At 55.8% G+C, this 12,838-nt stretch carries 11 protein-coding genes; 10 read left to right on the top strand and 1 reads right to left on the bottom strand.

Going from position 1 to position 12,838, the window contains the following annotated elements; genetic code table 11:
* Positions 1 to 77 precede the first annotated feature (77 nt).
* Genes LC073_RS08565 through LC073_RS08550 form a run of 4 tightly spaced genes read left to right on the top strand, consistent with a single transcriptional unit; the run spans position 78 to position 3,989 of the window.
* Complete coding sequence (locus tag LC073_RS08565; protein WP_226646101.1) at positions 78 to 602, top strand: FixH family protein; 525 nt, start codon at positions 78 to 80, stop codon at positions 600 to 602.
* A complete protein-coding gene (locus LC073_RS08560) occupies positions 599 to 3,043 on the top strand; it encodes a heavy metal translocating P-type ATPase (protein WP_226646098.1) in 2,445 nt (814 codons plus the stop codon). The genes LC073_RS08565 and LC073_RS08560 overlap by 4 nt, the downstream gene beginning before the upstream one ends.
* A 16-nt stretch (positions 3,044 to 3,059) precedes the next feature.
* A complete protein-coding gene (gene ccoS, locus LC073_RS08555; protein WP_226646096.1) occupies positions 3,060 to 3,239 on the top strand; it encodes a cbb3-type cytochrome oxidase assembly protein CcoS in 180 nt (59 codons plus the stop codon).
* A gap of 3 nt (positions 3,240 to 3,242) precedes the next feature.
* A complete protein-coding gene (locus tag LC073_RS08550; RefSeq protein WP_226646094.1) occupies positions 3,243 to 3,989 on the top strand; it encodes a sulfite exporter TauE/SafE family protein in 747 nt (248 codons plus the stop codon).
* A gap of 80 nt (positions 3,990 to 4,069) precedes the next feature.
* Here the strand turns inward: LC073_RS08550 and nadC are convergent, their stop codons facing one another.
* Complete coding sequence (gene nadC, locus LC073_RS08545) at positions 4,070 to 4,924, bottom strand: carboxylating nicotinate-nucleotide diphosphorylase (protein WP_226646092.1); 855 nt, start codon at positions 4,922 to 4,924, stop codon at positions 4,070 to 4,072.
* A gap of 481 nt (positions 4,925 to 5,405) precedes the next feature.
* Here nadC and LC073_RS08540 point away from each other — a divergent pair, with 481 nt between their 5' ends.
* The 6 genes from LC073_RS08540 to LC073_RS08515 all read left to right on the top strand — a co-directional run bounded on the left by LC073_RS08540 (position 5,406) and on the right by LC073_RS08515 (position 12,780).
* A complete protein-coding gene (locus LC073_RS08540; protein ID WP_226646090.1) occupies positions 5,406 to 7,760 on the top strand; it encodes a DUF1631 domain-containing protein in 2,355 nt (784 codons plus the stop codon).
* A gap of 169 nt (positions 7,761 to 7,929) precedes the next feature.
* Entirely contained in the window at positions 7,930 to 8,490 is a 561-nt protein-coding gene (gene ampD / locus LC073_RS08535; RefSeq protein ID WP_226646088.1) for a 1,6-anhydro-N-acetylmuramyl-L-alanine amidase AmpD, read from the top strand.
* A 122-nt stretch (positions 8,491 to 8,612) separates the two neighbouring features.
* Entirely contained in the window at positions 8,613 to 9,488 is an 876-nt protein-coding gene (gene ampE, locus LC073_RS08530; protein ID WP_226646086.1) for a regulatory signaling modulator protein AmpE, read from the top strand.
* Positions 9,489 to 9,660: 172 nt separating this feature from the next.
* Positions 9,661 to 11,088, top strand: coding sequence for an aldehyde dehydrogenase family protein (locus LC073_RS08525; protein ID WP_226646085.1), 1,428 nt, complete (start codon positions 9,661 to 9,663; stop codon positions 11,086 to 11,088).
* 96 nt (positions 11,089 to 11,184) lie between these two features.
* Positions 11,185 to 12,171: a threonine/serine dehydratase gene (locus tag LC073_RS08520; protein WP_226646084.1), complete on the top strand. Its 987-nt coding sequence runs from the start codon at positions 11,185 to 11,187 to the stop codon at positions 12,169 to 12,171.
* A gap of 33 nt (positions 12,172 to 12,204) precedes the next feature.
* Positions 12,205 to 12,780, top strand: a complete 576-nt coding sequence (locus LC073_RS08515; RefSeq protein ID WP_226646083.1) for a YbhB/YbcL family Raf kinase inhibitor-like protein — start codon at positions 12,205 to 12,207, stop codon at positions 12,778 to 12,780.
* The last annotated feature ends 58 nt before the right edge of the window (positions 12,781 to 12,838 follow it).

Raw genomic sequence — 12,838 nt, 5'->3', positions numbered from 1 at the left:
CACCGTTCCCGTTGCAAAGTACGGGCCCGCCCTGGCGGGCTCTGCTTTTCTGCACAAAACGGTAATTTGGTAACGCGATGAATGAACCAACGTCGAAACCCTGGTATCGGGAATTCTGGGCCTGGATGGTCCTGGCACCGCTGATTGCGGTGATTGTAGTCTCCTCTATTACGGTCTCTATTGCCGTTCGCTTCGCTGATGATCAAGTCAGCGATACCTACTACAAAGACAGCCGCATGTACCACTTTTCTGCCGAGCAGGACCAGCGGGCCAAAGCCATGGGGCTGGCCGCCCTGGTGCAGTTCCAGCGTGCGGAGGGCAATGTTACTGTCGAGCTCAATGGCAATGCTGATTATCCAGAAAAATTGCTGCTCACCCTGAGCCACCCGGTGGAAGAGGATCTCGATCAGCACATCGTATTATCACAACTCTCAGTGGGGCGTTATTCCGGTGAAGTTCAGGGCGCATTAAAAAGCCGTTGGTACCTGCGTCTGATGCCAGAACTGGACCCGCATGAGCACCAGAGTGCTGAGTGGCGCTTAAAAGGCGAGATCAACTTCGATCTGGGCAATGCGGCGCCCATGAACCCCGGTAGTCAATGACCTCCCCCTGTTATCACTGCGGGCTTCCCGTTCCCGCTGGCAGTAACCACTCGGTTGTAATTGAAGGTGCCCCGCGCAGCATGTGCTGCCCGGGCTGTGAGGCCGTGGCGAGCGCGATCGTTTCTGGTGGACTGGATGGTTTCTACCGCTACCGGGAAAAACAAAGTGATCGCCCGGAACAGAAGCAGCCACAGGATCGCTGGAGCGCCTACGACCTCCCCGAGGTACAGCAGCAATTCGTGCACGACTGGGAGGGGGGGCGCCAGATGGCGGCCCTGCTGATTGGCGGTATTACCTGCGCCGCCTGTGTATGGTTGATAGAGAAGCATCTGGGCCAACTGGCCGGCATCGAGAAAGTCTCGGTCAATGCCAGTACCCAGCGTGCACAAATCGTATTCGACCCCGAACAGTTGCAGCCCAGCGCCCTGTTTGAAGCGCTGGAGCGCATTGGCTATCGCCCGGCGCCGGCCACTGCTGCCAATCGGGAACGTGTGATTCAGAGTGAGCATCGTGCCGCCCTGCGCCGCCTGGGTGTTGCCGGTCTCGGCACTATGCAGGTGATGATGTTCGCCATCGCCCTCTATTTCGGTGCCGGCAGCGGCGATGTGGGCGAGTTTGAGCGCTACTTCCGCTGGGTCTCCCTGTTGGTAGCAACTCCCGTAGTGTTCTATGCCGCGCGGCCTTTCTTCAGCGCGGCCCTGCGCAGCCTGCGCGCGCGCCATCTGAGCATGGATGTGCCGGTCTCCCTCGCCATTGGCCTGGCCTACAGTGCCAGTTTTTATGCCACCGTATTCGGTACCGGCGAGGTGTATTTTGAATCCATCTCGATGTTCACCTTCTTTTTGCTGCTGGGGCGCACCGTCGAGATGCGCGCGCGCCACCGCGCCGGACTCGCCAGTGGCGGCCTGGCCCAGCTGTTGCCGATGACCGCGGCCCGATATGACGGCGCTGAAATTGAACATATTCCCGTGGCTGCCTTGGCAGTAGGCGACCGGATTTTACTGCGCCCCGGAGACACAATTCCCGCCGATGGCGAGGTGCTTGAAGGAGAGAGTGGTGTGGACGAATCGCTGCTCAGCGGTGAGTCGGCCCTGCAGCAGAAGTCCGTGGGCAGCCATGTGTATGCGGGCAGTGTCAACGGCGACTCCAGCCTTACCGTGCGCGTCACCGCAGCCGGGAAATCCACACGGCTATCGGCGATCGAGCGCCTTGTGGAGCGCGCCCAGTTGGAGAAGCCGGCTCAGGTAGCCCTGGCTGATCGGGTTGCCGGTATTTTTGTCGGGGTGGTGCTGGTTGCGGCCTTGGGGGCTTTCGCTGTTTGGTGGCAGTTGGACCCGAATCGGGCTTTCTGGGTAGCTCTGTCGGTATTGGTGGTGACCTGCCCCTGTGCCCTGTCTTTGGCGACACCTGCGGCATTGGCCTCGGCGACTCTGCGGCTGCAGGAGTTGGGACTTCTGGTTGCCGGCGGCAGTCTTTTAGAGACTTTGCCGAGTATCAGCCGCGTGGTGTTTGATAAAACCGGTACATTAACGCGCGGTGAGCCGCGCATCTTGCGTATTGATTTACTGCGTGATGGTTGGGCTGAGCAGCGGGTCAAGGATGTGGCCGCTGCCCTCGAATCGCAAACCCATCACCCCTTAGCGCGAGCATTTCGAGCCTGGCGCGGCAACCTGACCGCGAGCCAACTCAAAGTTCATACTGGCTGTGGCCTGGAGGGGCTGATAGAGGGCAACCGCTATCGTTTGGGGCGGGCGGATTTTGCCGTGTCTCAGTCCGACTCCCCTCCCGAAGGGGAGGGGCAGTGGTTGTTGCTCGCCGATGATCAAGGCGCTATCGCCTGGATCGTCCTTGGGGATCAATTGCGGGTGTCTGCCGCTCAAGCCGTGCGTGAGTTAGAGCAGATGGGCTTGTCGGCTGAATTGTTGAGTGGAGATGAGTCGGGGGAGGTGCAACGCTTGGCCCATGAAGCGGGAATCGATGGTTTCCGTGCTGGCGCATCGCCTGAAGACAAGCTCTCTCATATAAAGCAGCTGCAGGATGCTGGGGAAAAGGTCCTGATGGTGGGGGATGGCCTCAACGATGTACCGGTGCTGTCAGGTGCGGACGCCTCGGTAGCGATGATGTCTGCCGCCGATCTGGCCCAATCACGCGCCGACGCGATTCTGCTTAATGGCGATCTGCGGGTATTGGCACAGTCAGTCGCCCTGGCGCGCAAGTGTCGTCGGGTGGTCCGTCAAAACCTGGCCTGGGCTCTGGGCTATAACGCCATCGCACTGCCTCTGGCAGTATGTGGCCTAGTACCCCCATGGGCTGCCGCTATCGGTATGTCTGTGAGCTCCCTGGTGGTGGTAATCAATGCATTGCGCTTGTCCCGAGCCGCACCATCGGCAGAAGATGCCACCCAAGTTGTGCCTAATCTCCGTCCCGGCTTGGCGGATTAATGCAGAGGAGTGATGTGTGGACAGTCTCTATTTCCTGATTCCTATTGCGGTGTTGTTCGTCGCTCTCGCCGTTAAAGTCTTTTTCTGGGCCGTGAACAACGGCCAGTACGACGACCTGGAAACCGAGGGGCGGCGGATTTTATTTGACGATGACCTGCAGGCGTCATCTTCAGAGACTGAGGAAAAGGAGCGGTAATTCGTGGGGGATTGGGGGTTTTTGGCGGCTGCGCTCGCCATCGGTTTTCTCGGTAGTAGTCATTGTATCGGTATGTGTGGAGGGATTTCCGGCGCGCTCGGTATGGCAGTACCCGGTAGGCAGACCGCCTGGGTGCAATTGGGCTCTTATCAGTTAGGGCGCATTGCCAGCTACACATTAATGGGTGGGCTCGCCGGTGCCTTGGGGGCGGCGGTTATTCCGGTGTTGACGCCCCTGCGGTTTGCCGCAGGCATTATGTTGATTGTGATGGCGCTCTATGTGGCGGGTATCTGGCGCGGCCTGGTGTGGCTGGAGAAAGGCGGCAGATACCTCTGGCGCTACGTGCAGCCGCTTTCGGCAAAATTACTGCCAGTGCGTTCTGCCGGCCAGGCCGTTGCCCTGGGTTCTCTATGGGGCTGGCTACCCTGCGGCCTGGTCTACAGCGCTTTAACTTTCGCCCTGGCTCAGGGCAGCGCCGAGCGTTCGGCGCTGGCGATGCTCGCCTTTGGTCTGGGCACTTTGCCGGCCATGTTGGCGACCGGTGCCGCCGCCGTGCAGGTGCGTAATATTGTGCAGAAGCCAGGGGTTCGCCTGGGGTTTGCCGCTGCAATTATGCTGTTTGGATTTTGGACTTTGTGGGGTGCCCTCGGCCATGGTGGTCACGGAGATCACAGCAACCACGGCGCAATGAATACTGTGGAGTCTGTCGAAGAGAAGTCCCAGGAAGAAAGCCACCACCATCATCACTGATGACTATGGGTTGTTTATGGGGCACCGCAGTCGCAATATAGCGCCGTGCCCCGTTTTAACGTGCCCCTTTCTGAGCGTGCTTAAAAGTCGATACGCAGGGATAGATCAATAGCGCGCAGGTGCTTGGTCAAGCTGCCAGAGGAAATGTAATCGACTTCCAGCTCTGCCAGTTGTGCAATTCTCTCCCGATCGACACTACCGGAAATTTCAATTTTCGCGTGCCCTTTGGCCAATGCCAGAGCGCTGCGAGTGTCTGCATCGTTGAATTCGTCGAGCATAATCACATCGGCACCGCTATCCAGTGCTTGTTGCAGTTCCTCAAGGGTTTCTACCTCAACCTCTACCAGCGCATCCGGTTTGATGCTTCTCGCCTGAGCTACCGCCTTGTCGATACCGCCGGCAGCGGCAATATGGTTTTCCTTAATAAGGAAAGCGTCGTACAGGCCGATGCGGTGATTGTGGCAACCACCGCACAATACGGCATATTTTTGCGCGCTGCGCAGGCCAGGAATGGTTTTGCGGGTGTCGAGGATTTTCACTTCAGTACCGGCAGCGCGGGTGGCAAACTCTGCGGCAGTGGTGGCGGTACCCGACAGGGTTTGCAGGAAATTGAGCGCGGTGCGTTCTCCAGTGAGGATTGTGCGGGCATTGCCTTGCAGTTCGAAAATCACACTGTTGGCGGCAATTTTGTCGCCATCGGCAAAATGCCAGGTTAGTTGTAGATCGGGATCTAGCTGCCGAAAGATCTCCTCAACCCAGGCGCGTCCGCTCAGGGTGCAGTCCTCGCGGGTGATTACGCGGGCGCGGGCACTGCGATCGGCCGGGATCAGCTGGGCTGTAATATCACCACTGCCAATATCCTCCTCCAGTGCCGTTCGCACAGCCCTTTGCAGGTCGGTCATGATGTTCGGGATGGTGGAGTCTTTAGGGTGCATTGGCAAATCTCAAAATAAACGCGCGGGCAGTTTACCAAAACCCATAGGGTTTGGATTGTCTGGAGCCGAATGCAGTCGCACTTCGCACAATTGTCCCGTTAACAGTTGCCCCAATATTTCGCTGTGACAAGTGTCTCAAATGTGTCGCGAAACTGTGTCAATAGGGCGGTTATCATGGGTAAAATTCTTGGCAAATAGGTATCGATGCAAGCGCGTGCTAACCTCTTCCTCACTATTCAACTCGTCTGCATTAAAAAGCTCGAAATCTGAGCAAAATCAAGAAGTTATTGGTTTTTTTTGAGCGGAATGCCGACAAAATTTAATTAGGGTGGCGAAGTGTTGCTCTGCCCGTAGTCTCCCTTTGATAGAAGTGGTGCGGGTAAAAAGTAAGGCTTGGTTATTTACCGCGACTTATACGGCTAACAAGATTTAAGCCAGCGAATATGTAAAAGCCGGATGGTATTTGAAGGACCTCTTGGAAATGAGTGAATCCAGCAAGGTAGTTTCCCTTTCAGAAAAAAGTGCAGAGCGGTCGGCAGGGCTTACGGGCAAGCCTGCAGTACTGCCGTCGGCTGTTTCAATGTTGAAAGAGAAGGCCTGCGCCGAGCTGTTCGAGCGGGTCAAGGCACTGTTCGGCAAAGTAGATGACTCACTTTTCGCTATGGCCGAGCGGGCCCATGGCCAGGAGGAGCAGGACGGCTTGTTCCAGGCCCTGCGTCTGTTGCGGGTTGAACGTCGCAATATCGCCGAGCGTTTTATCGACAGTGTCCAACAGGCTTTTCAGATTCGCCAGGAGGCTCAGGCCGAGGCCAGTTTCGTCTCGGATAATCTATCGCTGGTCCATAACGATGACCTCGAGCAATTGGTGGCCGCAGATACTATGGTGGCCAATGCCAAACGCGACTTCGCAGAATCTTTAACCGAGTTGTGCCTTCGCCTGGACACTCTCTATGCGGTTAAAGTTTACGACAAGAATAATCCCCTCGGTCCAGATGTTATCTGCGATGCCTTTGTGGAGGCTATCCAGCCCCTCGACCTGCATATCCGCGCCCGCCTCACCCTGTTGAAAAAATTTGAGCAGCTGGTGATGCAGCAGCTGCGGGGTTTTTATGAATTTTGCAACCAGTTGCTGGTGGAGCAGGGGGTGTTGCCCTACCTGAGGGAGCAGCAGCGCGCTGCGCGCCAGCGCTCTGTTTACAGTGCGCGAGGTCCAAGTGGTAGTCAGGCCCCGGCAGTTGCGGGTGAAGGTCAGGGCCAAATTGCCCAGGGCGTTGCAGTCAGTGGTCATTTTGCGCCGGGCCTTATACCAGCTACCGCGGGTATGGCGCCCATGCCGGCAGGAGATCTGCTCAGCCATCTGGGGGCCCTGCAAAACGGCGTTCATTACCAGGGCGGCGGTGCTGCCCAGCTGCTCAACGTGGGAGAGCTATTGCAGCAGCGTCTGATAGAGGCCAACCAGGCGGCATCGTTGGCAAAAGTGGACAGCGATGTCATCAAACTGGTGGAGATGTTGTTCTCCTTCATTTTGGAAGACCGTAGCCTCGCAGCTCCAATCAAAACTCTGTTGGGGCGTCTGCAATTGCCTTTGCTGAAAGTGGCTATTGCCGACAAATCCTTTTTCAGTAAGGGGGGCCATCCCGCGCGCAAGCTGCTCAATGAGCTCGCCGATGCAGCGACAGGTTGGCAGCCGCCTGAAAGTTATGAGTCCGACCCGCTTTATCGCGAGATTTCACAGATTGTTGAGCGCGCCCTGAATGAATTTGATCAGGACATCCATATCTTTTCGACGCTGTTGGAATCCCTGCGTGAATTTATTGCCCGCGAGCGCAAGCGTGCTGAGATGCTAGAGCGCCGGGTGGTGGACGAGGCCGATGGTCGCGCAAAAACCCAGGCTGCGCGGGCACGAGTTGCCGCTGTAATGGATGCGTTAGTGGCGGAGCGCGACCTGCCACCAGTAGTGCAGGACTGGCTCAACAAGGTGTGGAATAACGTATTGTTCCTCACCTGCGTTAAAGAGGGCACCGACAGCGAGACCTGGAGTCGAGATGTGCGTACCGCTCGGGATCTGGTTTGGAGTGTGCAGGCACCGATGCCGGAGGCACGCAAACAACTTTTGAGCCTGCTGCCTTCTTTGCAGGAGCGCCTGCGAGAAGGCATCGAGGCACTTTCCTACAACGCATTCGAGGCGCGCAGCCTGTTTGCCGGCCTTAAAGAAATTTACCGCGAGCGCTTTGCCTTGGCGCAACGCCTGACTGAGGAGCGCGAGCGCCTGGTCAAAGAGCAGGTAGCACGGGAAGTCCAGGCGGCCACTGTTGTGGAAGCTGTGACGGAAGCTCCAGCTGAAACGTCCGATGTGTCCGATTTAATTGCTGGTGCAGAGTCACAAGTAGCCGAAGTCTTGCGGACTGATGATCGGGTAGAAGTCGACAGTATCGAAGTCCAAGCGGAAGTTGCTGTGCCGCCCATGGAGGAGATAGAGCAGGCCGTTGCCCAGGCAGAGGTTTCCCCTGCTACTGAGGAACAGGGACTGACACAGCTTGCCGAAGACGACCCCCATTGGCAGATGACTTTCCGCCTGGCCCAGGGCAGTTGGTTCGAGTTGAAGCGCTCCGAGGACGAGCAGTTCCGCTGCCGTTTGGCGGCGGTGATCCGCGATATCGACCAGTTTATTTTTGTAAACCGCAATGGCGCCAAGGTGGCGGAATTTGGTCGTTTGGAATTGGCGCATGCCTTGCGCTCGGCACAGTTGTTACCCTTAGACGATGGTATGTTGTTTGAACGCGCACTGCAGTCGGTGATCGGCAACGTGCGCAAAAAACGCAGTGAACAGCGTTAAGGCATAAAGAGCCAATTTATTATGCCCGGTCGGTCTGCTGCTGGGCCGCCACTTCTGTCGCGTGACAGCTCCAAACGGATTGGCATATCGATCAACCCTTCCATAAAATGGTTACTGCTGAAATCCCGAGCTATTCGGGGTGTTAGTTTTTTGGAACGGAGATCGCAGATTGAAATATCAAGTGGATGCCGGCTGGTTATCCGGGGCGCGCCGGGTTCCCAGCCCTCACTGCAACAGCCGGCCGGAAAACTGCCCTGTGGACCTGTTGGTGATTCACAGTATCAGCCTGCCCCCTGGCCAGTATGGTGGCCCCTATATCGATACGTTTTTTCTGGGGCAGTTGGATATCGATGCCCACCCTTATTTTGCAGAAATTGCCGCTTTACAGGTTTCTGCACACCTACTTATCGATCGCGATGGCATCGTTACCCAGTATGTGCCGCTGGATCGACGTGCCTGGCATGCGGGCAAGTCGGAATTCAGGGGGCGCAGCAATTGCAATGACTTTTCCATTGGTATCGAGCTGGAGGGCCTGGATACGGATAGTTATACCGATGCCCAGTATTTGGCGCTGGCAGAGGTGACCCGCGCCATTATGCAAGCCTATCCAGAAATAGGGATCGATAAAATTACCGGGCACTCCGATATCGCACCTGGGCGCAAGTTAGATCCAGGCCCGGGTTTTGACTGGGAGCGTTACCTGGGGGAAGTGAAAAAAATCTCCGGGTAATCTTAGCGCGGTGTTTTGGCGCAAACCTGCTGTTACTGTCTGTGTTGAGACAGCATTACAATCGGGCCCCGGCACCTTTGTGTCGGCAATTTAAATTCTTTGAAGATTATCGCGGCAACGTTATGACCTTGCTGATTATTTTATTAACTTTGGCCTTGGTACAAATTTGGGGATCGGGTGCGCCTTTGCACCGCGATCACTGGTTTGATCGCTGGAGTGCCTATATAGAGGGGCTTTCCCAGCTGCGCGGAAAAGAGGGTTTGCAGCTCGGGTTCAGTGTCCTGCCGCCAGTTTTGGCCGTGGCATTGGCAATGGTTTTAGTAGAATCTTCCTCCGGTGCTCTGGGGGTGCTGTTGCTGAGTATTCCCCTGCTTCTCTACTGCCTGGGGCGTGGCAACTTTAATGACATCTTGAGCGCCTATCTACGCAATTGGTACCGGGGCGATTTTAAAGGTGCCGCTGAAGCGGCAAGCCCCCTGCTGGGAGAAATTCACGAAGGCGTTGCCGAGGGTGGGCGCCTGCATGAACAGGTCTTTCGTGGTGCGGCATACTGTGCTTTTGAGCGGCTTTTTGCCGTATTGTTTTGGTTTATTTTGCTGGGAATTCCTGGGGCGTTGTTGTTTCGACTAAGTGCCTTGTATGCAGAGCGAGTTCGGGGAACCGAGAATGAAACTGCGGCGGCGCGCTGGTTGTGGTTGTTGGAGTGGGTACCTGTGCGGGTGATGGGGCTCAGCTTCGCAATTGTCGGAAATTTTGCCGGATGTTACCGGGCCTGGAGGCAGTGCCTGATGTGTCGGGAGCGAGATACTGCCCAGGTGCTTGAAGCCTATCTTGAGGGCGCCCTGGGAGGTATTGACGCCAATGAGTGCAGCGCCACTGCAGACCTCTCCCAAATCCAGCGCCAAAGCGGTGCGGAAATTGAGGGTTTACAGGCGCTGCTATCCAGATCCCTGTTGCTTTGGATAACCGTACTGGCGTTGGCAGTCCTATTTTTCTGAGTGTGAACACTTGCACCTTTTGGGATCAAAATTCTTTTTTTTGGTTAGTTATTGGGAGAAATTGCTACCAGTTGCTTGACTTATAACCAACTTCCAAGAAGATTGCGCCCGCTGCAGAAGCCCGGTCCTAGGCCTGGCTGCGGGAGACATATACTCATTGGGGGATAAAGGGTTGAAGGTTTCATTACTGGAAGCGCAAATGCTGTCAGATCTCAGTGTGGGAAGTGGTGGCAATGCCGCAGCCTTGGTTGCCGGCCTGAGGGCCTATTTTCGCAGCGGTGTCACTGTAGAACTGGGTTGGAGGCGTCGGCAGCTGAGCCAGTTGCGCAAAATGCTCAGTGAAAATGAAGCCCGCTTTATTCGTGCCCTGAAGGAAGATTTACACAAGGCCCCGCAGGAAGCCTATCTGACTGAGATCGCTTTCCTCTACAGTGATATCGATCATACCCTCAAGCGCTTGAAGCGCTGGGTTCGCCCGCGCAAAGTATCCTCACCATTACTGACCCAGCCCGCAGCTAGCTATATCCGTCCAGAACCTCTCGGAGTGGCTCTGATAATTGGCGCCTGGAACTATCCTTTGCAATTGCTGCTATCGCCATTGGTTCCCGCAATCGCTGCGGGAAATTGTGCTGTGGTTAAGCCATCAGAGCTGGCTCCCAATACCTCTCAATTGATCGCAGATCTGTTGCCGCGTTATCTCGACCGCGATGCGTTTGCCTGTGTTGAGGGCGCTGTAGCCGAAACCACTGAGCTATTGGAGCAGCGCTGGGAGCATATTATGTACACTGGCGGTGGTCGGGTCGGGAGAATTGTTATGGCCGCCGCAGCCAAGCACCTGACGCCAGTTACTTTGGAGCTCGGGGGCAAGAGCCCCTGTATCGTGGCGGACGATGCCGATATTGAGCTCGCCGCCCGTCGCATCGCCTGGGGTAAGTTCACCAATGCGGGGCAGACCTGTATCGCACCGGATTATGTACTGTGCACCCAGCATACCGCCGATTTATTGGTACCGGCTATTCAGCAAGCGTTGATAGCAATGTTTGGCGAGAACCCACAGAAGAGCCCTGACTATGGGCGCATCGTCAATAGCCGGCATACGCTGCGCCTGGCGGATCTTCTCAGTGGTGGAGATGTTATTTACGGCGGCGATGTAGATATTGAAGAGTGTTATATGGCACCGACTCTGATGCGTAATGTCAATCTTGAGGCGCCTGTGATGCAAGAGGAGATATTCGGGCCAATCCTGCCGGTGATCGAGCTGGATGAGTTTGGTAAGGTAGAGGCTTTTGTCAATCAACGAGAAAAACCACTAGCCCTGTATATCTTTACCAAAAGCGATGACTTAGCCGATCGCATTATCTCAAGCTGTAGCTCTGGTAACGCCTGTGTGAATGATTGCATGATGTTTATGTTGGCCCAAGATCTGCCGTTTGGCGGGGTGGGAGCCAGCGGAATGGGCTGCTATCACGGAGAGCATGGTTTTAAAACTTTCAGTCACTACAAGGCCGTAATGAAGCGCAAGAATATTTTGGATTTCAATCTACGTTACGCCCCTTTCAATAAACGAAAATTTAGTTTGTTGAGAATGTTGCAGAAGTAGACACGCTGAAGCTTGTGGCTGGAAGAGGGAAATTTACTGGTTTTTTAGGGGAGTGAATTGGTACATTCAGCAAAAATTATTTAGATCAAGAAAGCTATGCCATCGGACCGTAACGACCTGCCCACCAGTGCGGATGTTTTTTGCGCCGCTCAAACTATTTCCAACTCTGTTCATAGAACGCCACTCATTCGCTCCCAATTACTCGATGAAATAGGGGGGGCTAATCTCTGGTTCAAGTGTGAACACCTGCAAAAAGTCGGCGCTTTCAAGGCCCGCGGTGCCACCAACGCCCTTGCCAATCTGCCCGATGGGGCTCAACTGGTGGCAACACATTCCTCGGGAAATCACGGTGCGGCCCTGGCCTGGGCGGCAGCTGAGCGCGGCCTAGCTTGTATTGTTGTGATGCCAGAGACGGCGCCCAGGGCCAAGCGAGTGGCTTTGCAGAGTTACGGCGCCAAAATTGTCATTTGTGGTCCCAGCCAAACCGAGCGTGAAGCCGCACTGCAAGCGGTGGTAGAGGAGACTGGCGCTCATGTGGTACCGCCTTTTGATGACAGTCGCATTATCGCCGGGCAGGGCACCGTTGCATTGGAGATGATGCAGCAGTGTCGAGACCGGGGCTTCACTCCAGATGTGATCCTGGCTCCGGTAGGGGGTGGGGGGTTGCTGGCAGGTATCGGTCTGGCCATGACGGCCCTTGCACCGGATGTGTTGGTGATTGGCGCTGAGCCCGCAGGTGCTGATGACGCCCAAAGGTCTCTGCGCGGTGGTGTGCATATCACTACCCAGCAACCCAATACCATTGCCGATGGTCTGCGCACCACACTGGGACGCAGGAATTATTCCGTGATTCGTCGCACCGTGCGGGATATTGTGACAGTTTCTGAAAATGGTATCGTGCGGGCAATGGAACTGTTGTGGACACGCACCAAGCAACTGGTGGAGCCCTCTGCGGCGGTTGGCCTGGCTGCGGTACTTGAGCACGGTGCGCGCTTTCGCAATAAGAATGTTGCGATTGTCCTCACCGGCGGCAATATGGATCTGGATAAGGCCTCGAACCTGTTGGCCGGTGTAGAAGAATAACGGTGTAGAAGAATAACTTTGGGAGCATTGGAAATGAATTTAGGATTTCGCCGTTTTAGTTACCGCAAACTCAGTAAAGGCCTGCTGGCATCAGCCCTTTTCCTGGCGACAATGGCTACACAGGCTGGACAGCTGACCCTCTCTTCCAGCTCCCTGAAACCCGGTGGAAAGATGCCACTGGCCCATGTGTACAGTGGATGTGGGGGGGAGAACCTCTCTCCCCAATTGAGTTGGAGTGGTGCCCCGGAGGGAACTAAAAGCTATGCGGTGATGGTCTATGATCCCGATGCGCCCACTGGTAGCGGTTGGTGGCACTGGGTGATGTTTAATATCCCCGCTGATGTAACCAGTTTGCCGGAGGGGGCGGGTGATCTTAAAAATGGCTTGATACCTGAGGCGATTCAGGGGCGCAATGATTATGGCAACCCCGGTTATGGGGGTGCCTGCCCACCAAAAGGTCACGGCGATCACCACTACCGATTCCGGGTCTATGCCCTAAAGGTGGATTCGCTGCCGCTGGATGAAAACTCCTCCCCCGCCAAGGTAGGCTTCAATGTCAATGCCAATAAACTGGCGGAAGCCGAGCTGGAGGTTCTGTGGGGCCACTGAGTTGTCCTAGCTTCGGTAAAGAACAAACAATGAGCTGATTGAGTGGCCTGTGGGCTTC

Origin of the sequence: Microbulbifer variabilis (assembly GCF_020524905.1) — a bacterium.
In the GTDB taxonomy this organism is placed as follows: domain Bacteria; phylum Pseudomonadota; class Gammaproteobacteria; order Pseudomonadales; family Cellvibrionaceae; genus Microbulbifer; species Microbulbifer variabilis_A.
Note: the sequence above shows the minus strand (reverse complement) of the source record. Positions and strands in the feature narration are given on the sequence as shown.

Bases quoted from the DNA above. Each gene is read 5' to 3' on its own strand.
- LC073_RS08565 (WP_226646101.1), top strand. From the start codon at position 78: ATGAATGAACCAACGTCGAAACCCTGGTATCGGGAATTCTGGGCCTGG.
- LC073_RS08560 (WP_226646098.1), top strand. From the start codon at position 599: ATGACCTCCCCCTGTTATCACTGCGGGCTTCCCGTTCCCGCTGGCAGT.
- nadC (WP_226646092.1), bottom strand. From the start codon at position 4,924: ATGCACCCTAAAGACTCCACCATCCCGAACATCATGACCGACCTGCAA.
- LC073_RS08540 (WP_226646090.1), top strand. From the start codon at position 5,406: ATGAGTGAATCCAGCAAGGTAGTTTCCCTTTCAGAAAAAAGTGCAGAG.
- ampE (WP_226646086.1), top strand. From the start codon at position 8,613: ATGACCTTGCTGATTATTTTATTAACTTTGGCCTTGGTACAAATTTGG.
- LC073_RS08520 (WP_226646084.1), top strand. From the start codon at position 11,185: ATGCCATCGGACCGTAACGACCTGCCCACCAGTGCGGATGTTTTTTGC.
- LC073_RS08515 (WP_226646083.1), top strand. From the start codon at position 12,205: ATGAATTTAGGATTTCGCCGTTTTAGTTACCGCAAACTCAGTAAAGGC.